At 64.8% G+C, this 22,069-nt stretch carries 17 protein-coding genes; 7 read left to right on the forward strand and 10 right to left on the reverse strand.

Annotated features, from left to right (window positions below):
• Positions 1–11 precede the first annotated feature (11 nt).
• Positions 12–656 (reverse strand): TetR family transcriptional regulator C-terminal domain-containing protein, encoded by a 645-nt coding sequence (locus ABOC32_RS20590; protein ID WP_016499178.1) that lies wholly within the window; start codon positions 654–656, stop codon positions 12–14.
• A 102-nt stretch (positions 657–758) separates the two neighbouring features.
• Between ABOC32_RS20590 and ABOC32_RS20595 the strand changes: the two genes are divergently transcribed.
• Positions 759–1,505 (forward strand): enoyl-CoA hydratase, encoded by a 747-nt coding sequence (locus ABOC32_RS20595; RefSeq protein ID WP_426808634.1) that lies wholly within the window; start codon positions 759–761, stop codon positions 1,503–1,505.
• A 226-nt stretch (positions 1,506–1,731) separates the two neighbouring features.
• Here ABOC32_RS20595 and ABOC32_RS20600 read toward each other — a convergent pair whose 3' ends face one another.
• Genes ABOC32_RS20600 through ABOC32_RS20610 form a run of 3 tightly spaced genes read right to left on the reverse strand, consistent with a single transcriptional unit; the run spans position 1,732 to position 5,895 of the window.
• Positions 1,732–2,787 carry a lipocalin-like domain-containing protein gene (locus ABOC32_RS20600; protein ID WP_426808635.1) on the reverse strand — a complete coding sequence of 352 codons (1,056 nt, stop codon included), beginning with the start codon at positions 2,785–2,787 and terminating at the stop codon, positions 1,732–1,734.
• On the reverse strand, positions 2,777–5,230 hold the full coding sequence (locus ABOC32_RS20605) for an FtsX-like permease family protein (RefSeq protein WP_426808636.1): 2,454 nt from the start codon (positions 5,228–5,230) through the stop codon (positions 2,777–2,779). Before ABOC32_RS20605 ends, ABOC32_RS20600 begins: the two co-directional genes overlap by 11 nt.
• Positions 5,230–5,895 carry an ABC transporter ATP-binding protein gene (locus tag ABOC32_RS20610; protein ID WP_426808637.1) on the reverse strand — a complete coding sequence of 222 codons (666 nt, stop codon included), beginning with the start codon at positions 5,893–5,895 and terminating at the stop codon, positions 5,230–5,232. The genes ABOC32_RS20605 and ABOC32_RS20610 overlap by 1 nt, the downstream gene beginning before the upstream one ends.
• A 277-nt stretch (positions 5,896–6,172) precedes the next feature.
• On the opposite strand from ABOC32_RS20610, the gene ABOC32_RS20615 reads away from it, so the two are divergent.
• Both ABOC32_RS20615 and ABOC32_RS20620 read left to right on the forward strand, forming a co-directional pair.
• A complete protein-coding gene (locus tag ABOC32_RS20615; RefSeq protein WP_426808638.1) occupies positions 6,173–7,240 on the forward strand; it encodes a Rieske 2Fe-2S domain-containing protein in 1,068 nt (355 codons plus the stop codon).
• Between the two features lie 12 nt (positions 7,241–7,252).
• On the forward strand, positions 7,253–8,203 hold the full coding sequence (locus tag ABOC32_RS20620; protein WP_426808639.1) for a PDR/VanB family oxidoreductase: 951 nt from the start codon (positions 7,253–7,255) through the stop codon (positions 8,201–8,203).
• A gap of 6 nt (positions 8,204–8,209) precedes the next feature.
• Here the strand turns inward: ABOC32_RS20620 and ABOC32_RS20625 are convergent, their stop codons facing one another.
• The 5 genes from ABOC32_RS20625 to mdlC form a co-directional block, all read right to left on the reverse strand.
• Positions 8,210–8,923, reverse strand: a complete 714-nt coding sequence (locus ABOC32_RS20625) for a GntR family transcriptional regulator (RefSeq protein WP_426808640.1) — start codon at positions 8,921–8,923, stop codon at positions 8,210–8,212.
• Positions 8,924–9,180: 257 nt separating this feature from the next.
• On the reverse strand, positions 9,181–10,434 hold the full coding sequence (locus ABOC32_RS20630) for an OprD family porin (protein ID WP_426808641.1): 1,254 nt from the start codon (positions 10,432–10,434) through the stop codon (positions 9,181–9,183).
• A 119-nt stretch (positions 10,435–10,553) separates the two neighbouring features.
• On the reverse strand, positions 10,554–12,029 hold the full coding sequence (locus tag ABOC32_RS20635; protein WP_426808642.1) for an aldehyde dehydrogenase family protein: 1,476 nt from the start codon (positions 12,027–12,029) through the stop codon (positions 10,554–10,556).
• Between the two features lie 14 nt (positions 12,030–12,043).
• Positions 12,044–13,384 carry an MFS transporter gene (locus ABOC32_RS20640; RefSeq protein WP_426808643.1) on the reverse strand — a complete coding sequence of 447 codons (1,341 nt, stop codon included), beginning with the start codon at positions 13,382–13,384 and terminating at the stop codon, positions 12,044–12,046.
• 55 nt (positions 13,385–13,439) lie between these two features.
• On the reverse strand, positions 13,440–15,026 hold the full coding sequence (gene mdlC / locus ABOC32_RS20645) for a benzoylformate decarboxylase (protein WP_426808644.1): 1,587 nt from the start codon (positions 15,024–15,026) through the stop codon (positions 13,440–13,442).
• A 117-nt stretch (positions 15,027–15,143) separates the two neighbouring features.
• Here mdlC and ABOC32_RS20650 point away from each other — a divergent pair, with 117 nt between their 5' ends.
• Positions 15,144–16,040, forward strand: a complete 897-nt coding sequence (locus ABOC32_RS20650) for a LysR family transcriptional regulator (protein ID WP_426808645.1) — start codon at positions 15,144–15,146, stop codon at positions 16,038–16,040.
• Here the strand turns inward: ABOC32_RS20650 and ABOC32_RS20655 are convergent.
• Positions 16,037–17,368, reverse strand: coding sequence for an MFS transporter (locus tag ABOC32_RS20655; RefSeq protein WP_426808646.1), 1,332 nt, complete (start codon positions 17,366–17,368; stop codon positions 16,037–16,039). The two genes, ABOC32_RS20650 and ABOC32_RS20655, sit on opposite strands and share 4 nt — an antisense overlap.
• 571 nt (positions 17,369–17,939) lie before the next feature.
• Between ABOC32_RS20655 and mrdA the strand changes: the two genes are divergently transcribed.
• From mrdA to ABOC32_RS20670, 3 genes are all read left to right on the forward strand, one after another.
• Entirely contained in the window at positions 17,940–19,835 is a 1,896-nt protein-coding gene (gene mrdA / locus ABOC32_RS20660) for a penicillin-binding protein 2 (protein WP_426808647.1), read from the forward strand.
• A gap of 467 nt (positions 19,836–20,302) precedes the next feature.
• The gene (gene msuE / locus ABOC32_RS20665) at positions 20,303–20,863 is read left to right on the forward strand and encodes an FMN reductase (RefSeq protein ID WP_234228097.1); all 561 of its coding nucleotides are present in this window, start codon (positions 20,303–20,305) and stop codon (positions 20,861–20,863) included.
• A gap of 9 nt (positions 20,864–20,872) precedes the next feature.
• Positions 20,873–22,060, forward strand: coding sequence for an acyl-CoA dehydrogenase family protein (locus tag ABOC32_RS20670; RefSeq protein ID WP_234228098.1), 1,188 nt, complete (start codon positions 20,873–20,875; stop codon positions 22,058–22,060).
• Positions 22,061–22,069: the final 9 nt, after the last annotated feature.

A 22,069-nucleotide genomic window follows, 5' to 3' on the forward strand; every position in this document is an offset into this window, starting at 1 on the left:
TGAACAGACGATCAACAGCCCTCGGGCAGGCTGAAGCGCCGCCGACCACCGGCCTGCAGGCCGTCGACCCAGGCCTCGCAGATAATCACGCCCTGCTCGGGGGTGAAGGTGCCGGGGTTGAGCCCCGACTCCAGCCACAGGCCATCGAGCAGGGCACTGAGGCTGATGGCCGCGAGGTCGGCATCGAAGCCCTGCCAGCCCTCCTGCGTGGCCAGTTCGGCCAGCAACCGGCTCAGTTCCTTGCGGTACTCGCCATAGGAATGGTCATGCACCTGGTTGATCGCATCGGCCGTCTTGACTGCGCCCCAGAACGCCAGCCAGGCGTCGAGCAGTTGCGGGTCGAGCAGCTCTGCACAGAACGAGGCGCGGAAAAACGCCGACAACCGCTCGCGGGCATTGGGCGCAGCCTGGGCCATGGCCTCACGCAACAGGCCCATCACCCGGCCGGTGACGGCCAGGTAGGCTTCGGCCACCAGTTCGTCCTTGCCGGCGTAGTGGTGGCTGATCAGCCCGACCGAGACCCCGGCCTCGGCCGAAATCTTGCGGATCGAAGCCCCTTGGAATCCATGGCGTTTGAGGCACACCAGGGTCGCTTCGACCAGGTTGGCCTTGCGCAATTCCGGCAGCATGCGGTGGTAGCGGGCTTCCTGGCTCATCAAGGGTTCTCGGTTCAAGGGCTGGACTGAACGACTGTACAACAAGCCGGACTGCGTGATAAACCCTTGGCACACTTGCCCACAACAACAAAAGCGGCTGCCATGAACGACCTGATCACACGCGAGCTGGACCAAGGCCTGCTGACCCTGGCCTTCAACCGCCCCGACAAGCTCAATGCCCTGAACACCGCCATGTACCAGCAACTGGGCGACCTGCTGCTGGCAGCGGGTGAAGACCCCGGTGTCGATGCCATCATCATGACCGGCGGCCCCCACTGTTTCACCGCTGGCAACGACCTGCGCGACTTCCTCGACAACCCGCCCACTGACCTGGACAGCCCGGTGTTCCGCCTGATGCGGGTGGTCATGGGCCTGGACAAGCCGCTGATCGCGGCAGTCAGTGGCGCAGCAATCGGCATCGGCGCCACCTTGCTGCTGCATTGCGACCAGGTGCTGGTCAGCCGCTCGACCAAACTGCGCATGCCGTTCGCACCGTTGGGTGTGTGCCCGGAGTTTGGCTCCAGCCTGCTGCTGCCACGCATGCTTGGCCAGGCCCGGGCGGCCCGCTTGCTGCTGGGCAATGCGTTGCTGGATGGCGAGCAGGCTGTGGCCTGGGGCCTGGCCAATGAGCTGCACGAAGATGGCGAACAGTGCCTGGCCGCAGCGCGCAAGCTGGCGCGGCAGCTGCAAAGCTACCCGCAGGCGGCGCTGCGCATCAGCAAGCGGCTGCTCAAGGACAGCCAGCGGGCGGCGCTGGAGGAAACCGTGGCGCGGGAAAGCCGGTTGTTCATCGAGTGCTTGCGCACCGAGGAAGCACGGGCGGTGCTGCGAGGGCTGATCAAGGATTGAAAGGCCTGCTGCGATCTTTTGGGGCTAGGGTCTGGCTCAATCTTTGAAAGCCCGCACGATCACTGTGGGAGCGGCCTTGTGTCGCGAAAGGGCTGCGCAGCAGCCCCAGGGTTTCAGCGCAGATGCATAAGTTGCTGGGGCTGCTTTGCAGCCCTTTCCGACCGATCCGGCGCCCCGGCAAGGCCGCTCCCACAGGGAGGGTGCATCATGGCGGGAACGTGTAGTACTAGTAGCCAGTCATCTCCAGGTACCCGCGCCCACCCGTACTCCCGCTCATGCGCACCGGCCCTTCCCAATACGGGAACCGGGTATCCATCCAGGCCTGCGGCTCCACCGCCTCAACCTGCACATCCACCCCATGCCCCGGCACCTGCACCCGCCATCGCGTGGGTACCTGCTTGCCATTCTTCTGCTTGGCCCAGGCCTGCGCCTGCAACTGGATCTGTGCTCCCTCCAGCGCCACCACCTCGCCCTGCGGCCCAACCCAGGTGCCGGCGCGATACGCCTCCCCTTGCGCCTCCCGTACCTGGAACAGCATCAGCTTGGCACCACTGTCCAGGTGCAGTGAAAACCAGTCCCACCCCGTTTGCCCTGCCGCCAGCGGCTGGCTGCTCCACTCCCGGTCCAACCAGGCCTGGCCGGTGACCGCGATGCACATGCCATCACGCTCCACCTCCCCGTGCACACGGTAAAACGGCTGGCTGTAATAGTAAGAGGCCTGCCCCTTGCCGGATTTCTCGCTGTAGCCTTGATCGCCGTGCAGCACCAAGGGCCGATCACTGCGCAAACGCAAGTCGTAGCGAAAGCCTTCGCCACCGGCAGCCATTTGCAGGTTTTCGATACCCCCCTTGCCCTGCAATGACCAATCATTGATCCACGCCCGGAACGGCTGGGCCTGCACGCCGGCCTGGCCGATACCGCCGCGCGCCAGGGTTTCGCCAGACTGGTGACCGTCCGGCCCAGTCAGGGCCGCGTGCCCCATCCACAGGTTGGGGCTGTGCCAGTCGGTGGTTTCAGGGCCGGGGCGCAGGGCCGAGCGGAACAGCGTCCACTGCGCGCCCCAGTCACGCCCCTGGGCGTCCTTGAGGTTGGCGGTGACATACCACCATTCAATGCGAAAGCCATCGTGTGCGCTGTGGTCACGGGGGAATTCCAGGCGATGCGCGCGGGCCACCTGGCTGAAACCGCCCGCCTGTTGCCCCAGCCCGGCATAGCTTTGTGGCGCCGGCGGGTCACATGCGCATAGCAGACCGCACAGCAACAGCAAGGCGTTACGCTTCATCGGTAAACGGCCTCAACAGTTCGCGGGGCTGGCGGCGCGCCAGCTGCCACAGCGGCCAGGCGCTGGCCAGCAGGCTGGTGAACAACCCCAGCGCAGCCAGTTGCAGCAGCTGCACAGGGAAGACGTAGAGCGGCAGGCGCCAGCCGAACGCCTGCACGTTGACCACCGCCACCAGGCACCAGGCCAGCAACACCCCCAAGGGGATTGCCAGCAGTACCGTGAAACTGCTCAGCATCAGTGTCTGCCCCAAGCTCAGCCACACCAGTTGCCGGCGCTGCACACCCAACGCCCACAGGGGTGCCAGTTGGCTCAGCCGCGTTTGGCCCAGCGTCAGCAGGTTGATGAACAGCGCCACGCCGGCCACGCCAAGCGTGAGGCTGTTGAGCGCGGCGGTGGCGGCAAAGGTACGGTTGAACACCTCGGTGGACCAGCGCTTCAGGCGCGCCTGCTCCACCACACGGCTGTCGTCCAAGGCGAAGTGCTGTTGCATCGCGGCCTTGATGACGGGCACCTGCTCGGTGGGCAGGTCAACGCTCAACCCGGTCAGTGTTGCCTGCGGCCATTGCCTGCGCAACCAGCTGGCATTGACCAGTACATGGCCCTTGGGGTTACCGTAATCGGCATAGATCCCCACTACCGTCATCGCCTCTGCAGGCAGCGCCAGGCGGTCGCCCAGTCGCAGCTTCAGGCGCCTGGCCAGCTGTTCGCTGAGCATCACCGCATGCCCGCTGGCCAGCGTTTCCCAAGCGTGAGGCTGCTGCTGCAGCAACGGCCAACGCTTGAGGTAGACCGGGTGATCGACGATGCCCTGAAGCTGCACCGGCCAGCCCTGCAACTGCGTTTCCACACGCCAGCCGGGCAGCACCACACTGGCAGGCGATTGCTGCCCGAGCCATTGCGCAATCTCCAGGCCTTGGGCGGTATCCCGAGGGGTGACATACAGGTCGGCAGACAGACGCTGGTCCAGCCAGCCGACAAAGGTCTTGCGAAAGCCCTCGGTCATGCTGCCCACGCCGACGCTGGCAGCCAGCGCCAGCAACAGTGCCATCAGCGCCAAACTCAGGACTGGCAGTTGCTGGCGGCAATCGGCGACGAACCATTGCGCCAAGGGTCGCCGGCAATACCGCGTCAGCACTACAAGTAGCCGGTCGAGCAAGGCCGGCAACAACAGCGCTGCCGCCAGCAACAGCCCAGCCAGCATGGCAAACGCGGCGGCCAGGCTGTTACCCAGCACGCCACAGCCCAAGGCCAGCAGCCACAGAACGCCCGCCACGCAAGCCTGGCGCATCAACCATGGCCCCTGCGCCAGCCGCCAAGCCTGCGGCTGCGCCAACGCCAGCACCGGCAACCGGGCTGCACGCAACACGCTGCCCAGCCCTGCCAGCAATGCCCCCAGCACACTCACAAGCACCCCCACCAGCCACCACCATGCGGGCAGGCTCAGGGTGCCGGCAACCTGGGCGCCATACAGCCCGCGCAAACTGGCGGCCACATCGGGCAACAACCACGCGGCCAGCACATACCCGCTGGCCACGCCGGCCAGCCCGCCCAAAACGGCGAACAGGCCCAGCTCCAGCACCAAGGCGCACAGCAGGGTATTCAAGCTGACCCCACAGGCGCGCAGATTGCGGATCAAGCCACGCCGCTGTTCCAGCGCCAGACCGATTGCGGCATGGGCGATAAACAGGCCTACCACAAACGCCAGCAGGCCGAGGGCAGTCAGGTTGAGGTGAAAGCTCTCAGTCAGCCGCTGCAACCCGCCGTCGTCCTGTTGCGGTTGCAGTTCGAGGTAAACCGCAATATCAGCCGGCAGCGGCCCTGGCTTGCCGGCCACCAGCAATCGCGACAGCTGCCCGGGTGCGTGCAGCAACCGCTGGGCATGGCCGATATCGACCACGATCACCCCGGGCGCCAGCGCAGGCTGCAGGTGCATGGGCGGGAGCAGTTGCCCTTCGCTGTCGCGCACTGAAGCCCCAGGCTCTGCGCCCAGTTGCCGCAAGGTATCTGGCCCGGCCCACGCTTGCCCGGGCGTGCCAATGAACGCCTGCACGTCGAATGCTTGCGGCTGCACACCGGCGATGCTGCTGGCCGGCGGCAGGCTCAAGGGGTCGATGCCCAGCAGGCGCACGCTGCGCGCGGGCTCCCCAGGCAAACGCAAGCGCCCTTCCAGCACCGGCGTCACTGGCCAACCCTGCTTGCGCAATTGCACGTAAAACCCTTGGTCGAAGCGCTCACCGTTGCGCGGCACCAACTGCGCCTGCAGCGGCCCGGCCAGCACGGCACTGGCCCGGGCGTAGTCGCTGCGAGCCTGACTGTTCAGCGCCTGCACGCCCGTCCATAGCGCCGTGGCCAGCCACAGCCCGGTGAAGATGCTGAAAAACTGCACACGATGGCGCCGCCAATGGCTGAGCAACGCCAACAGGGCCAGCGACAAAAGCCTCATCACCCCAGCTCTGGCTGAACGCGACCGGCCTGCAGCTGGCAACGCCGCTGCAAGCGTGCCGCCAGCCGGGGGCTGTGGGTCACCATCAACACACCGCTGCCGGCCTCGGCGACCAGTTGCAGCAACAGGCTAAGCACCTCATCGCTGCTGGCTTCGTCAAGGCTGCCGGTGGGCTCGTCGGCCAACAACCAGGCCGGGCGCCCAGCCAAGGCACGGCCGATGGCGACCCGTTGCTGCTGGCCACCGGACAACTGCTCAGGGTAGCGCACCAGCAAACCTGCCAGGCCCAAGCGCTCTGCCAGGTAAGCCACCCACTGCGGGTCATGCCTGCCGGCCAGCCTGGCCTGAAAGGCCAGGTTCGCCGCCACGTCCAGGCTGCTGATCAGGTTGTATTGCTGGAACACCAGGCCAATTCCCTCCCGCCGCCACTGTGCCAGCGACGCCTCCGAGCGGCTGTCGAGCGGGACGTCGTCGATCAGGATGCGGCCGCTGTCGGCACGGTCCAGGCCGGCAATCAGGTGCAGCAACGTGCTCTTGCCGCTGCCCGACTCGCCCATCAGCGCCAGGCTGCTGCCGCGTGCCAGGCGCAGGTCCACGCCCTGCAGGACAGGGAGCGGGCCTTGGGGGGTGGGAAATGATTTGTGGAGCTGTTCGATGGCGAGCATCGACGGGCCTTGGTGGGTTGGGTGTTCTTTCAGGAATAGCAGGTTCGGGGAGATTCAGCGCACAAGGCCGCTCCTGCACTTGCCGAGTCAACCGATCAGGTGCGGTCTTACGGCCTGTTCTACTGCTGAAGAGCACGACCTAGGTACGAATTATGGATCCACTAAAATCCGATAACCGCACAAATCCGGTGATAAAAAGCCAAGGACTGTTGACCAGACTCCTTGTCACAGCTCTAATGGATCCATTAAATAAAAACAAAACCCTGGAGAGCCTCCCATGTACCCCAAAAACACCTGGTACGTCGCCTGCACCCCCGATGAGATCGCCACCAAGCCGCTGGGCCGGCAGATCTGCGGGGAAAAAATCGTGTTCTACCGTGCCCAGGAGAACACAGTGGCCGCCGTCGAGGACTTCTGCCCGCACCGTGGCGCGCCGTTGTCGCTGGGTTATGTCGAAGACGGCAACCTGGTGTGTGGCTACCACGGCCTGGTCATGGGCTGCGATGGCAAGACCGTGTCGATGCCAGGCCAGCGGGTGCGGGGCTTTCCTTGCAACAAGACCTTCGCCGCCGTCGAGCGTTATGGCTTTATCTGGGTCTGGCCCGGCGACCAGGCGCAGGCCGACCCGGCGCTGATTCCGCACCTTGAATGGGCGGTGAATGATGAATGGGCCTACGGTGGCGGCCTGTTCCACATCGGTTGCGACTACCGCCTGATGATCGACAACCTGATGGACCTCACCCACGAAACCTACGTGCACGCTTCCAGCATCGGCCAGAAGGAAATCGACGAGGCGCCGCCGGTCACCGCCGTCACCGGCGACGAGGTGGTCACCTCGCGGCACATGGAAAACATCATGGCCCCGCCCTTCTGGCGCATGGCCCTGCGTGGCAACGGGCTGGCCGACGATGTGCCGGTGGACCGCTGGCAGATCTGCCGCTTCACCCCGCCCAGCCATGTGCTGATCGAAGTGGGCGTGGCGCATGCCGGCAAGGGTGGCTACCACGCCGAGGCGCAGCACAAGGCGTCGAGCATCGTGGTGGATTTCATCACCCCGGAAACCGACACCTCGATCTGGTACTTCTGGGGCATGGCGCGCAACTTCGCCGCGCACGACCAGACCCTCACCGACAACATTCGTGAGGGCCAGGGCAAGATTTTCAGCGAAGACCTGGAGATGCTCGAACGCCAGCAACAGAACCTGCTGGCCTACCCCGAGCGCAACCTTTTGAAGCTGAACATCGATGCGGGCGGCGTGCAGTCGCGCAAGATGCTGGAGCGGATCATCGCCAAAGAGCGTGCGCCGCAACCGCAACTGATTGCTACCAGCGCCACCCCTGCCTGAGGAACAGCCGACATGATCGATGCCGTAGTGGTATCCCGTAACGATGAAGCGCAGGGTATTTGCAGCTTCGAGCTGGCGGCAGCGGATGGCAGCCTGCTGCCGGCGTTCAGCGCTGGCGCGCATATCGATGTGCACTTGCCTGATGGGCTGGTGCGCCAGTATTCGCTGTGCAACCACCCCGAAGAACGCCACCGCTATCTGATTGGCGTGCTCAACGACCCGGCTTCGCGGGGAGGCTCACGCAGCCTGCACGAGCAGGTACAGGCCGGCGCACGGCTGCGCATCAGCGCGCCGCGCAACCTGTTTCCGCTGACCGAGGGGGCGAAGCGCAGCTTGTTGTTTGCCGGTGGCATCGGCATTACCCCGATCCTGTGCATGGCCGAACAGTTGTCCCACAGCGACCATGACTTCGAGCTGCACTACTGCGCACGCTCCAGCGAGCGTGCGGCCTTTGTCGAGCGCATTCGCAACGCGCCGTTCGCCGATCGCCTGTTCGTGCACTTTGACGAGCAACCGGAAACCGCACTGGATATCGCCCGTGTGCTGGCCAATCCGCTAGAGAGTGTGCACCTGTATGTTTGCGGGCCCGGCGGGTTCATGCAGCATGTGCTGGACAGCGCCAAGGGGCTGGGCTGGCAGGAGGCCAACCTGCACCGCGAGTACTTTGCCGCGGCGCCAGTGGATGCCAGCAACGACGGCAGTTTCTCGGTGCAGGTGGGCAGCACGGGGCAGGTATTCGAGGTACCGGCCGACCAGACCGTGGTGCAGGTGCTGGAGCAGCACGGTATCGAGATTGCCATGTCGTGCGAGCAGGGTATTTGCGGCACCTGCCTGACCCGTGTGCTGCAGGGCACGCCGGACCATCGCGACATGTTCCTCACCGAAGAGGAGCAGGCGCTGAACGATCAGTTCACGCCCTGCTGCTCGCGTTCTAAAACGCCGCTGCTGGTGCTGGATATCTGAACCGGCTTACGACGAGGGCAGGATAACCTTCATGCCCGCGTCTGCCGTTGCCCCGCCAAAGGTCTCGGCGTAACGCAAAGTGGCATTGGCGTGCTCGCGCATGATCGCTTCGGCGCGGGCACCCTGGCGGTTGGTCAGGGCGTCGAACACTGCGTGGTGCTGCATATGGGCGAAGTTGAAGCGCCGGTATTCGCGGACCAGGTCATGGCGGTCCACTGCCAGTGCGGTGACCGAGGCGAACGGCAGGTGGTCGTTACGCGCCAGGGCATCGGCGATGGCTGGGTTGTGGCTGGCTTCGATGATTACCTGGTGAAAGCGCATGTTCAGGTCGTGGTAGGCCTGCAGGTCTTCTTCGGTCACGAAGCCCTTGTCGAACAGCTGGTCGCCATCGACCAGGCACTGTTGCAGCGCCGCGCGTGCTTGCGCTGACAAGCCACGCTCTGCGGCCTGGCGAGCGGCCAACCCCTCCAGTACTCCACGCACCTCGACCGCGCCAGCGATATCATCAGCGCTGACCGAGCGCACCTGAAACCCCCGGCCGCCGAAGCGCACCAGCAGGCCTTCCTGCTCAAGGGTACGAAACGCCATGCGCACCGGCATGCGTGAGACGCCGAACAGTTCGGCGGTAGGGACTTCCATCAGGCGCTCGCCGGCCGCCAGCTCGCCCGAGGCGATCATCTTGCGCAGCGCAACCAGCACCATTTGACCGGGTTTGCTCATCCAGGCTACTTCCAGGGGCGTGAGCGGGCATCTTAGCGCAAGGTGAAGGGTTGTTGCTGGCCTGTTCGGGTCGGCCGGATTACACGACCACACATCCGCATCAAGGCAAACGCCGTACCTGTAGGAGCAGCCTTGTGCTGCGAAGAGGCCGGTACAGCCAAACATCTCGTCAGCCATTCGTGCCTCTTCGCAGCACAAGGCTGCTCCTACAGGTACCGCGCACACCTGATGGGCTGCGCTGTGAGGATAGAAATTGCTTACAGCGTCAGGGGGTAGCTGACGATCAGGCGGGTCTGGTCAAAGTCGCTGTTGAAGCTGCGCCGGTTGGTCGCGTTGTTCAGGCGGATGTTGAGGTTTTTCAACGCCCCACTCTGGAATGTGTAGTTCACTTCGGTATCACGCTCCCACTCCTTGCCATTGCTGCCCGCCGCCGTGGTTGCGTTTTCGCCATGCCCGTAACGCACCATGGCCAGCAGCCCCGGCACACCCAGCGCGGCAAAGTTGTAGTCGTAGCGCACTTGCCACGAGCGCTCGTCGGCGTTGCTGAAGTTGCCGTTGAACATGTCGTTGCCCAAGGTGCGACCGCTGCTGCCGTACACCGACATCCACTGGCTGTCGCCACTGACTTTCTGCACCCCCAGGTACAGCGTGTGGCCACTGTGCGCGGCCGACAGCAAGGCGTAGCCCGTGCGGCTCTGGATGTCGCCGATGCGCGCCTGGCCGTCATCACGGTCGATGAAGTAACCCAGGTTGGCGCCCAGCGTCCACTCGCCCACTCGCTGGGTGTGCAGCAGGTTGAAATAGCTTTGCTGGTAGATGTCCTCCAGCTGCGAATGCCACGCGCCGATCAGGGTGCGCTGCTGGTTGAAGCGGTACTCGGCGCCGGCGTAGTTGAAGCCGTCCGAAGTGACCCCGGGCGCAGCCCAGGCGGAAAGGTCCTGCATGTCGGACGAGTTGCGCAGGCTGACCTCGCGGTACTGGCCGGCTTGCAGGCTCAGGCCTTCGATCTCGCGGGAGTCGAGCATGGCGCCCCGGAAGGTTTGCGGCAGCAGGCGGCCATCGTCGTAGCGCAGCAGCGGAATGTCCGGCAGCAACTCACCCACCTTCAGCTCGGTCGATGAAACACGCAGCTTGGCCGCCAGCCCGGCGCGGCCATAGTTGTCGGCCGCACGCCCGTCGTCGTGCACCGGTAGCAGTTCGGAGCCGCTGGTACCGCGGCCGCTGTCCAGCTTCACGCCGAACATGGCGATGCCGTCCAGGCCAACACCGATCAGCCCCGGCGTGTAGCCAGAGGTGAACTTGAAGATGAAGCCCTGGGCCCATTCTTCGACTTTGCTCTTGGCCGCCCCCGGGTCGCGGAAATCGCGGTTGAAGTAGTAGTTGCGCAGGGTCAGCCCGGCCTTGGCATCTTCAAGGAAGCCCCCCTCCTCGGCCCAGGCCGGCAAACCCAGGCCAAGCGCCAGCGAAACCGCCAGGGCGGAACGGGCCAGGGTGCAGTTTGTGTGCATCATTATTATTGTTCTCCGCGTTACTTGGGCGCAGCCGCCCCCCGCAGGCTGCCCAGAGCCCGTGGTCGAAAGGCTGCATGAATGCCCGGCCTGGGTCGGGCGCGACTCAGTGGCTTAATGCATCAGAACGGATACTGGCGCGGCACGTGCTGCACGCTGACCCAGTGATCGCGGGTGAACTCGTCGATGGCCCAGTCCCCGTTGAAACGGCCAAGCCCCGAGTTCTTCTCGCCACCGAACGGCGCGTTGGCCTCGTCGTTCACCGGGATGTCGTTGATGTGGCTCATGCCTGCACGCACCTGGCGAGCAAAGCGCACGGCACGCTCCAGGTTGCGGCTGAATACCGCGCTGGAAAGGCCGAACTCGCTGGCATTGGCCAGCTCCAGGGCATGCGCTTCGTCACGCGCGCGCAGCAAGCCCACCAACGGGCCGAAGATTTCGTTACGCGCAAGGTCCATGTCGACGGTGACCTCGCCATACACATGCGGGGCCAGCAAGTTACCGTTGACCCCGCCCTCGTACAGCGGCTCGGCACCTTCGCCGCGTGCCAGGCTGATCTTGTCCAGCAGGCCCTGCAATTGCCGGGCATTGATCACCGGCCCGATCACCGTAGCGGGCGAGTCCGGGTCGCCTACCACCAGCGCCCTGACACGCTCGACGAAGCGCTGCGCAAAAGCGTCGTAGAGGCTGTCGTCAACGATGATCCGGTTCACTGCCATGCAGATCTGCCCCTGATGCAGGAACTTGCCGAACACGGCCGCATTCACTGCCTGTTCAAGGTCGGCATCGTCCAGCACCACGAACGGGCTGTTACCACCCAACTCCAAGGCAACGTGCTTGAGGTGTTCGCCACCGCTGGCGATACGGCCAATGCCGCGCCCGACCGGCGTGGAGCCAGTGAAGGTGATCAGCGCCGGCACCGGGTGCTCGACGAAGGCATCACCGATGTCGCTGCCCGCGCCGACCACCACGCTGAGCACCCCGGCTGGCAACCCGGCCTCTTCGAAAATGCGTGCCAGCAGCAGGCCGCCGCACACCGGGGTGTCGCTGGCAGGCTTGACCACCACGGCATTGCCCAGCGCCAGTGCCGGGGCAATCGAGCGCTGGGTCAGGTGCAGCGGGAAGTTCCACGGGCTGATCACCCCGACCACGCCCAGGGCACTGCGGTACACGCGGCTTTCCTTGCCCGGCACGTTGGACTCGACAATGCGCCCGTGCACCCGCGACGGGAACGATGCCGACTCCAGCGCAATCGCCCGCGCCGCGCCCCATTCCAGCTGGGCCTTGAGCCGGGTACTGCCCGACTCGCGAATGATCCATTCGATGATCTCGTCGCGGCGCCGGTCAAAGATCGCCACCACTTCGTACAGCACCGCCGCGCGTGCGGCGGGCCCCAGTGCCGCCCATTTCAGCTGTGCCTGGGCTGCCGCCTGGTAGGCGGCATCAAGGTCGGCGCGGCTGGCCTGTTCAACCTGCAGCAACAAGTCGTCGTTGTACGGGTTGTGCACGTTCAGGGTCTTGCCGGCACTGCCGGCGCGCCACTGGCCGGCAATCGGCAGCAGTTGAAGGTCTTGATAACGGGGACTATTGGCAGACATACAAGGCTCCTTGGTCAGCACGTAGGTTTGTTGGCAGCTTCAGGCTCACTGGCCTGTTGTGGCGCACGCACCTGGATGAAGGCGATGGCCAGCGCACCGATCACCCCAGGCAGGGCGAAGGCGAGGAAGTTCTGCTGGATCGGCAACTGCAACGACAGCAGGGTGCCACCCAGCATGGGCCCGGCGATGGCGCCGAGGCGGCCGATACCCGCAGCCCAGCCCACCCCGGTGGAGCGGATGTGCGCCGGGTAGGCGATAGAGGCGTAGGCGTGGATTACCGCCAGCGTGCCAATGGTGGTAGCGCCGGCAACCAGCAACAGCAGGTTCAGCAGCAGCGGGCCCGGGTTCAGCCCCAGCGCCGCCAGCGACAGTGCTGCCAGCACGAAGAACAGCGCCAGCGTGCGCTGCACCCCCAGGCGGTCGGCGAGCCAGCCACCAAACAACGCACCGACCGTGGCGCCAATGTTCAGCGTGACCAGAAACGCCAGGCTCGAACCCAGGGCGTAGCCGCCCTGCGCCATCAGCTTGGGCAACCAGGTGTTGAGGCCGTAGCTCATCAGCATGCACATGGCGAACGCCACCCACAGCAACACGGTGGCCAAGGCCTGACCACGGCCAAACAACTGCGCCAGGCGCGCCTTGTCTACCGGTTGGTCGCTGCCCGCCAAACGCAGCTCGGTGCCTGGGCGAAACGCCGGGTCGACCTTCGCCAGCAACTGCTCAAGCTCGGCACGCCGGCCCTTGAGTTCAAGAAACGCCGCCGACTCCGGCAGGTAGCGCAGCATGAACGGCACGGCCAGCACCGGCAGCACCGCCACATAGAACACAGCCTGCCACCCCCACTGCGGGATCACCGCGATCGCCAGCAAGGCCGACAGCACTGCGCCCACCGAGTAGAAGCTGGACATCACGGTAATCATGGTGCTGCGCCGCCCTTGTGGGGCGAACTCGCTGATCAGGTTGACGGCGCTGGGTACCAGCGCGCCCAAGGCCAGCCCGGTCACCAGGCGGCAGGCACCGAGCTCCAGCGGGGTTTCTGCATGCCCGGTCATGAACGCCGCCAGGCTGGCCAGCAGTGTGGTGAGGATGATCAGCTTGCGCCGGCCGAAACGGTCGGCCAGTGGCGCCAGCAAGGTACCGCCGAACAGCATGCCGAACAGCGCACAACTGCCAAGCGTGCCGGCTTCGATGGCGCTGAGTTGCCATTCCTGCATCAGGCGTGGCACCACCGAGCCGTAGATCACCATGTCATAGCCGTCGAACAGCATGATGAAACAGCCCCACAGCAGTATCAGCAGGTGCGTGCGATTGAAGGGTGCAGCATCGATCACTTCACTGACGGAAGTTGTCTTCATAGCCACCTCGTTTATTGTTTTTGTCGGTGTCGCGTGGTGTGCGTGTGTGTCGGTTTCAGGGTTCGATGGTTTGGGTCGGTACTTCGATCAGCACGGGCCGGTCGCTCTCCAGCGCTTCACGCAAGGCCTGGGCGAAGGCGCTACCGGTGGCCGCATGCACCGCCTGCACGCCATAGCCACGGGCGATGGCGCAGAAGTCCAGGCCTGGCACGTCCAGCCCGGGCGCGTCGTTGACGTCCAGCACATCGGCAAACCAGCGCAACGCGCCGTAGGTGCCGTTCTTGAGGATGATGAACACCACCGGGATGTTGTATTGCGCGGCGGTCCACAGCGCGGTGATGCCATAGTTGGCCGAGCCGTCGCCGATCACGCCAATCACCTGCCGGCCAGCCGATGCCAGCTGCACGCCTACGGCTGCTGGCAGGCCAAAGCCCAGGCCACCGGCTGCGGGGAAGAAGTAGCTGCCCGGCTCACGCATTTCCACGCGGCGCCAGAACGCCCCCACGGTGGAGGTGGACTCCTTGACGTAGATGGCGTCCTTGGGGGCCAGGGCGTTGAGCAGGTCGAACACGGTTTCAGGGCGCAACAGGCCACCGTCATCCGCCACCGCTTCGGCAGCAGGCAATGCGGTGGGCATCGGCCGCGTGCTTTGCGGCACGCCGCCCAGCAGGGCTTCGAGGGTGAGCGCAATGTCGCCGACCAGGGCGTCGCCCATGGGCGCGCGCGCCGCCTCGCCCGGGTCGCAGGTCAGGTGCAGCAGCTCGCAGTCGGCCGGCAGGTAGTTGCCAGGGGCGAACTGGTGGTAACGGAACACGGGGGCACCCACTACCAGAATCAGGTCGTGCCCGGCCAGGTTGTGGCTGATACCGGCAATGGCCGCCGGCAATACCCCGCGGAAGCACGCATGCCGTGTGGGGAACGGGCAGCGCGAGGCCGAAGGCGCGACCCAGGCCGGCATGCGCAGCTTCTCGGCCAATTGCACAGCCAGGCCATTGGCGGCGCTGCCGTCGACATCCGGGCCCAGCACCAGCACCGGGTTGCGCGCCGCTGCCAGGCGTTCGCACAGGTGCTGCAACTGCGCCGGCGACGGCAGCCCGGCACTGCTCACCTGGCGCCGTGCCAGGTGCTCGACACCGGTTGGCGCTTCGCACGCCCAGTCGTCATAAGGGATCGACACGTACACCGGCCCACGTGGTGGCAAGCTGGCAGTGTGGATCGCCTGGCTCAGGGCACGCGGCACATCCTGCGCGGCAGCGGGTTCGTGGCTCCACTTGACCAGCGGTTTGGGCAACTGTGCGGCATCGACATTGGCCAGCATCGCTTCCACCCCGATCATCGAGCGCACTTGCTGGCCGGCGGTGATCACCAGCGGGCTGTGCGAGTACCAGGCATTGGTCAGGGCGCCCATGCCATTGCCGGTACCGGCAGCCGCGTGCAGGTTGACGAAGGTGGGTTGGCCGCTGGCCAGTGCGTAGCCATCGGCCATGCCGACCACGGCGCCTTCGTGCAGGCCGAGGATGTAGCGAAAATCTTCCGGGAAGCCCTTGAGAAACGGCAGCTCGTTGGAGCCAGGGTTGCCGAAGATGGTGGTCAGGCCATGCTGGCGAAGAATGTCGTAAGTGGCGCCGTGAACAGTTTTCATAAAGCCCCTTGCAGCTTGTTTTTGGAATTCGGGTTACTTTTGCAGCCACGGCCAGATTGATCAAATTGATACTATCTTTACTAAAAATAAAACCTATCTATGTGAAGCCAGCACCCCATGAGCCACATCGACCTGAACCTGATCCGCACCTTCGTCACCCTGTACGAGGCCCGCAGCGTTACCCTTGCCGCCGAGCGCCTGTTCGTCACCCAGCCGTCGGTCAGCTATGGCCTGGCCCGCCTGCGCGAACTGTTCGACGACGCCCTGTTTAGCCGCACGCGTGACGGCATCCAGCCAACCTTTGTTGCCGAGCAGCTGTACGGCACCCTGCGTGACGCGCTGACGCGCATCGAAGGCGCCGTGCAGAGCACCCGACAGTTCGACCCCAGCACCACCGAACGCAGGTTTCGCATCGCCCTCTCCGACCTTGGCGAAATGGGCTTTTTGCCGCTGATTCTGGCGCGCCTGAACCGCGATGCCCCGCAGGCCGAAGTCGAGGTGCTGCCACTGCAGGTCGACCAGGTGGGCGACTGGCTGGCCAGCGGCAAGATCGACGCCGCCATCTGCCGCCCACCGGTGCCGGGCACCCATAGCCAGGTACTGATGCGCGAACGTTATGTATGCCTGCTCAGCTTCGACCACCCACGCATCGGCAATGAACTGAGCCTTGAGCAGTTCATTGCCGAGCGCCACATCAGCGTTACCCGTACCACCGGCCACGGCAGTGTCGAAGACGTGCTCACCAGCATGCAGTTGCAGCGGCGCATCAGCCTGCAGGTGCCGCACTTCTCGGTGCTGCCGAAGATCATCCCCGGCACCGACCTGCTTGCCGTGCTGCCGGCGCAGATCGGCCGGCTGTTCATGCAGGACGGGGGGTTGAAAATGCTTGAGCTGCCGTTCCAGGTTGCCGAGTTCAACGTGTCGCTGAACTGGCACCCCAACAGCGACCACTCCGCCGCCCTGCAATGGTTCTACGCCACGGTCGCCCAGGCGATCATCGACGGCCAGGCTTAGGCGTCGGCCAGCACAGGCCGCGCGGGGCTGGCCGACGGGCGCAGCAACAGCAGGCAACCCGCGGCCAGCACGAATACGCTGGCAAACACCCCGTACAAGTGCAGCGGTTGCCAGCCGCCATCGAGCAACACACCGGCCACGGTCGGCGACAGGATTGCGCCCATGCGGCCGATGCCGATGCCCCAGCCCACGCCGGTAGCACGCACCGAGGCGTCATAGACCACCGGCGACAGGGCGTACAGGCCGGCCACGCAGCCGTTGGAGAACAGCCCGATCAGCAACCCCAGCGCCAAGGCAGCACTGACCGACGCGCCATTGACCACGAACAGCACCAGCAGCGTCGCCGTGATCAGCATGAACAGCCCCAGCACGCGGGTGAGCGGCCAGCGCGAAGACAGGCCGCCGATCAGCGCCGCGCCAAGGATGCCGCCGACACTCAACAGCACCCCGCCGGTAATGCCCTGCTGTGCCGACAGGCCAGCGGCCACCAGCAGTTTGGGCGTCCAGCTCATGACGAAGTAGAAGCCGAACATGACCAGGAAGAACAGCAACCAGATCACCAGCGTGGTGCGGCGCATGGCAGGTGTCAGCAGTTGCCGGAAGCCGCGGGCGGCGCCCTGTTCCCTTGCTGTGGCTGTTGGCAGTTGTGCCAGCGCCGGTTGGCCAAGGCGCTCGGCCAGGCGGTTGACCCGTGCCAGGGCATTGGCCGGGCGACGCGCCAGCAGAAAGTCCAGCGACTCTGGCAGCCACAACAGCACCAGCGGGATCACCAGCACGGTGACGATGCCGCCAAACAGGAATACCGAGCGCCAGCCCCAATGCCCCAGCAGCCATACCGCCAGCAAACCACCCAGCGTCGCGCCCAGGGCATAACCGGTTGACTGCAGGCTCACTGCCAGGCCGCGCCAGCGTTTGCTGGCGTACTCACTGGCAATCACGTTGCTGCTGGCCAGGATGCCGCCGATGCCCAGCCCGGTCAGGCCGCGCAGCAGCGCCAGTTGCAACGGGCTCTGGCTCATTGCCGAGAGCAGCATGCCAACGCCGGAAACTGCCAGGCACAGCAAAATCAACGGGCGGCGGCCAAAACGGTCGGCCCAGGGCGCGATGAACAACGAACCGGCCGCCATGCCGAACAGGCCTGCGCTGAGCAGCAGCCCGACCTGTGCACCGTTCAGGTTCCACTCGGCGGACACCGACGATGCAGTGAAGGCCATGACCAGCACGTCAAAGCCATCGATCATGTTGAGGACGATGCAAATACCAATGGCCAGGTACTGGAAGCGGCCCATCGGGTCGTTGTCCAGGCGGTGCTTGAGATCGGTATTCATGGGGTCACCTGCCGGCCCTGGTTGGCCACAGGCGGGAGGACAGATGCGCACGCGCAGGCAAGACGGGGGGAACCCTGACAGTTCCGGGCCGCTGGATAGCCATTCATGACTGAACCCTTTTTGTAATTGTTATTGCATACGGCAGGAGGGCTCCGGCCGTTGTCAGGCGCTAATCAACCAGATAATGGATCCACGAACAACAGGGTGCATTTGATCACTCCGAGAAAATCACTCATAGCCAAGGTGTAAATTTGATAATCACGTATTTTTTAATATATTTTTCAATATGTTATGAATTTAACGCTTGATCCATTTTTCGTTCGTTTATCGAACGATACAATTTCATGGATCCATAAAAGCACACGAGTTCCATGCCTGACCGTTCATGACACCACCGCCATGAACAAATCTTCATGTTCCCCGCCAGCGCCCTGATTCCGGGGGTGAACAGCCGTTACCCGCCCACCGCCACTCGCCACTCGCCTTGAGGCCGCGGTAGGTGTTGCGTAGCATCCCCGGCCCGATCGCGCGCCCGTACAGCCACCGCGATACCTGCAAAAAAGAGCTACTGATGCCACAACCCATCCCCCTCAAGGACCACGAAAAGGAAAAGCACCTGGTCAATCGCCGGCTCCTGGCCTGCGCCATCCTGGTCTTCAGCCTGGTCGCCGTGCTGGTGGGGCGGCTGTATGTATTGCAAGTGCTGCAGCACGACCAGCAAACCGCCGTGTCGGAAAACAACCGTGTGCACGTGCTGCCCATCGCCCCCGAACGCGGGCTGATCTACGACCGCAACGGGGTGGTGCTGGCCGACAACAAACCCAGCTTCGACCTGACCATGACCCGCGAGCGGGCCGGCGGCGACTCGGCCAAGGTGCTCGACACCCTCACCCAGGTGCTAGGCCTGACCGAAGACGACCGCAAGCAGTTCGATAAAGACCTGCGCCGTGGCCGCAAGCCGTTCGAACCAGTGACCCTGATGGTGGGCCTGAATGAAGAGCAGATCGCCCTGGTGGCGGTGAACCAGTTCCGCCTGCCGGGCCTGGAGGTGGAGCCGCAGTTCATCCGCGAGTACCCGCTGGCCGGGCATTTCGCCCACTCGGTAGGCTATGTGGGGCGCATCAACGAGAAGGAAGCCAAGGTCCTCGACAGCACCGAGTACCGTGGCACCCAGTCAATCGGCAAGACCGGTATCGAACACTTCTACGAAAGCCAGCTTCATGGCCACGTGGGCTACGAAGAGGTCGAGACCAACGCCCAGGGCCGGGTGATGCGCGTGCTCAACCACAAGGCCCCTACCCCGGGCCAGGACATTGTCCTGACCCTGGACGCCCACTTGCAGGTGGCCGCAGAAAAAGCGCTGGGCGACCGCCGTGGCTCGGTGGTGGTACTGGACCCGGCCAATGGCGACGTGCTGGCCATGGTCAGCAACCCCAGCTTCGACCCCAACCTGTTCGTGAAGGGCATCAGCTTCAAGCAATACGCCGAACTGCGCGATTCCATCGACCGCCCGCTGTTCAACCGCGTACTGCGCGGCCTGTATGCACCCGGCTCGACGGTGAAGCCGGAAGTGGCCATCGCCGGCCTCGACAGCGGCGTGATCACCCCGGGCAGCCGGGTGTTCGACCCGGGCTACTACGAACTGCCCAACTACGACCACAAGTACCGCAACTGGAACCGCAGCGGCGACGGCTGGGTGGACATGTACACCGCTATCATGCGGTCCAATGACACCTACTTCTACGACCTGGCGCACAAGCTGGGCATCGACCGCCTGCACGACTACATGGCCGAGTTCGGCCTGGGCCAGAAGGTGTCGCTGGACATGTTCGAGGAAGCCTCCGGGCTGATGCCGTCGGCTGCCTGGAAACGCGCCACCCGGCGCCAGGCCTGGTTCCCGGGCGAAACACTGATCCTGGGTATCGGCCAGGGCTACATGCAGGTCACCCCGCTGCAACTGGCCCAGGCCACCAGCCTGCTGGCGAGCAAGGGCGTGTGGCATCGCCCGCACCTGGCCATGACCGTGGGCGGCGATACGCCGGTCGACCCCAACCCGATGCCCAACATCGTGCTGCACGACAAACATGCCTGGGACCAGGTCAGCCAGGGCATGCAGATGGTCATGCACGACCCACGCGGCATCGCCCGCGCGGCGGCTGCTGGCGCGCAGTACCGGATTGCCGGCAAGAGTGGTACCGCGCAGGTGGTGGCGATCAAGCAGGGCGAGCGTTACAACCGCAACAAGACCCTCGAACGGCACCGCGACAACGCCCTGTTTGTCGGCTTTGCGCCGGCCGACCACCCGAGTGTGGTGGTGGCGGTGATGATCGAGAACGGTGAGGCGGGGGGCCGGGTGGCGGGGCCGGTGGTGCGGGAGGTGATGGATGCTTACCTGCTGGATGAGCAGGGGCATCTGAAGCCTGAGTATGCGGGCGGTGCTAGTGGCCGGAACGTGCCGCACATTTGAGATTGCCGGGGCCGCTTTGCGGCCCATCGCGACACAAGGCCGCTCCTACAGGGATCGCGATTGCAGGGAGAATGCGCTCTCCTGTAGGAGCGGCCTTGTGTCGCGATGGGCTGCGAAGCAGCCCCAAATGCTCGACCCCCGAACACCGCCCTCCCCGCCATACCCACTCGCCGCCGCGTCACGCACAACCCCGCGCAGGGCAGCCGTAAATCAATAAAATGGAATAACAATATAAATTCTTATTCTTTTTTTATTGGAAAGTAATCCTCTATAACTCTCCCCACTGCACAGCCGCCAACACTTGGCCAACTGTTGGCAGCGCAACACCCGATCAACACGAAACGCCCGCCCGGCAACAGCAGCCCACCTTTGTGAAACTGCTAACGTGTTGATTTACAAGAACATTAGAACCCGGCACGACGATTGCTCAAGCAAAGTCCCGCTCAACCAGAACCGGAGACCTGCCCATGAGCACCCCACTGAACGTCGTAGCCCTGTCCGGCGGCACTTCCCGCCCATCGCGCACCCTGGCCCTGACCGAGGCGATCCTCGCCGAACTGGCCGAACACCTGCACATCAAGCCGCACCTGATCGAACTGGGCGACATTGCCCGCCCGCTGGGCAGTGCCCTGTGGCGCAGCGAACTGCCCGAAACCGTCGAACAGCAGCTGCGCCTGGTGGAAAAGGCCGACCTGCTGGTGGTGACCACCCCCGTGTACCGCGGCAGCTTCACCGGCCACTTCAAGCACCTGTTCGACCTGATCGGCCAGGACGCCCTGGTCGACACCCCGGTACTGCTCGCCGCCACCGGTGGCAGCGAACGCCATGCACTGGTACTCGACCACCAGCTGCGCCCGCTGTTCAGCTTCCTGCAAGCCCTGACCCTGCCCATCGGCGTGTTCGCCAGCCAGGCGGAACTGGCCGACTACCGGGTTTCCAGCGATGCCCTCGCCGCCCGTATCCGCCTGGCCGCCGAACGTGCCGTGCCGCTGTTCGGCGCCCACTACGCACTGCGTAAAAGCGCCTGAGGAGCGGCCATGAATGCACCTGTAAATACCCCGCTGCGCCCGGCCCTGGCCATCGCCCGCGAACTGGCCGGGCAGTTTGCCCAGACCGCCGTCGAGCGCGACGAGCGCGGCGGCACGCCGAAAGCCGAGCGCGATGCCCTGCGTGGCAGCGGCCTGCTGTCGCTGGCGATCCCACAGGCGTTCGGCGGCCAGGGTGCCAACTGGCACGACACCTTCGCGGTGGTGCGCGAATTCGCCCGGGTCGACAGCTCCATCGCCCATGTATTCGGCTTTCACCACCTGATGCTGGCCACCGTGCGCCTGTTCTCGCGCCCGGACCAGTGGCAGCCGTGGTTTGAACAGACGGCCCGTAAACAGTGGTTCTGGGGCAATGCCCTGAACCCGCTGGACACGCGCACGGTGGTCAAGCACTTCGACGGCTGGTGCGAGTTCTCTGGCAAGAAAAGCTTCTGCTCCGGCGCCAGCGACTCGGAAATGCTCATCGCCTCGGCGGTGGACGAACGTGCCGGCGGCAAACTGCTGATCGCCGCCATTCCCAGCGGCCGCACCGGCATCAGCCTGCACAGCGACTGGAACAACATCGGTCAGCGCCAGACCGACAGTGGCAGCGCCACGTTCGAGCGGGTGCGGGTCGAGCACAATGAACTGCTGCTCGACCCAGGCCCCCTGAGCACCCCGTTTGCCGCCCTGCGACCGCTGATTGCCCAGCTGCACTTCGCCAACCTGTTCCTCGGTATTGCCGAGGGCGCCTTCGACGAAGCCCGCCAGTACACGCTGAAGGAAAGCCGGCCGTGGTTCCGCTCCAGCGCCGCCAGCAGTGCCGAAGACCCTTACGTACTGCGCCATTACGGCGAGTTCTGGGTCGGCCTGGAAAGCGTGCGGTTGCTGATCGAACGGGCCGCGCGCCAGCTGGACGCTGCCTGGGCCAAGGAACACGCCCTCACCGCCGAAGAGCGCGGCGACCTGGCGCTGGCCATCGGCACCGCCAAGGTCGCCGCCAGCCGCCATGGCCTGGACATCTGCAACCGCCTGTTCGAAGTCACCGGTGCCCGTGCCACCCATGCCTCGCTGCGCTTCGACCGGCACTGGCGCAACCTGCGCACGCAAACCCTGCACGACCCGGTGGACTACCGTATCCACGAACTCGGCGAGTGGGCCCTCAACGACAAACGCCCTGCCCCTTCCTTCTACTCCTGAGGACTGCCC

The organism is Pseudomonas sp. WOUb67 (assembly GCF_050058005.1).
Lineage (GTDB): Bacteria > Pseudomonadota > Gammaproteobacteria > Pseudomonadales > Pseudomonadaceae > Aquipseudomonas > Aquipseudomonas putida_R.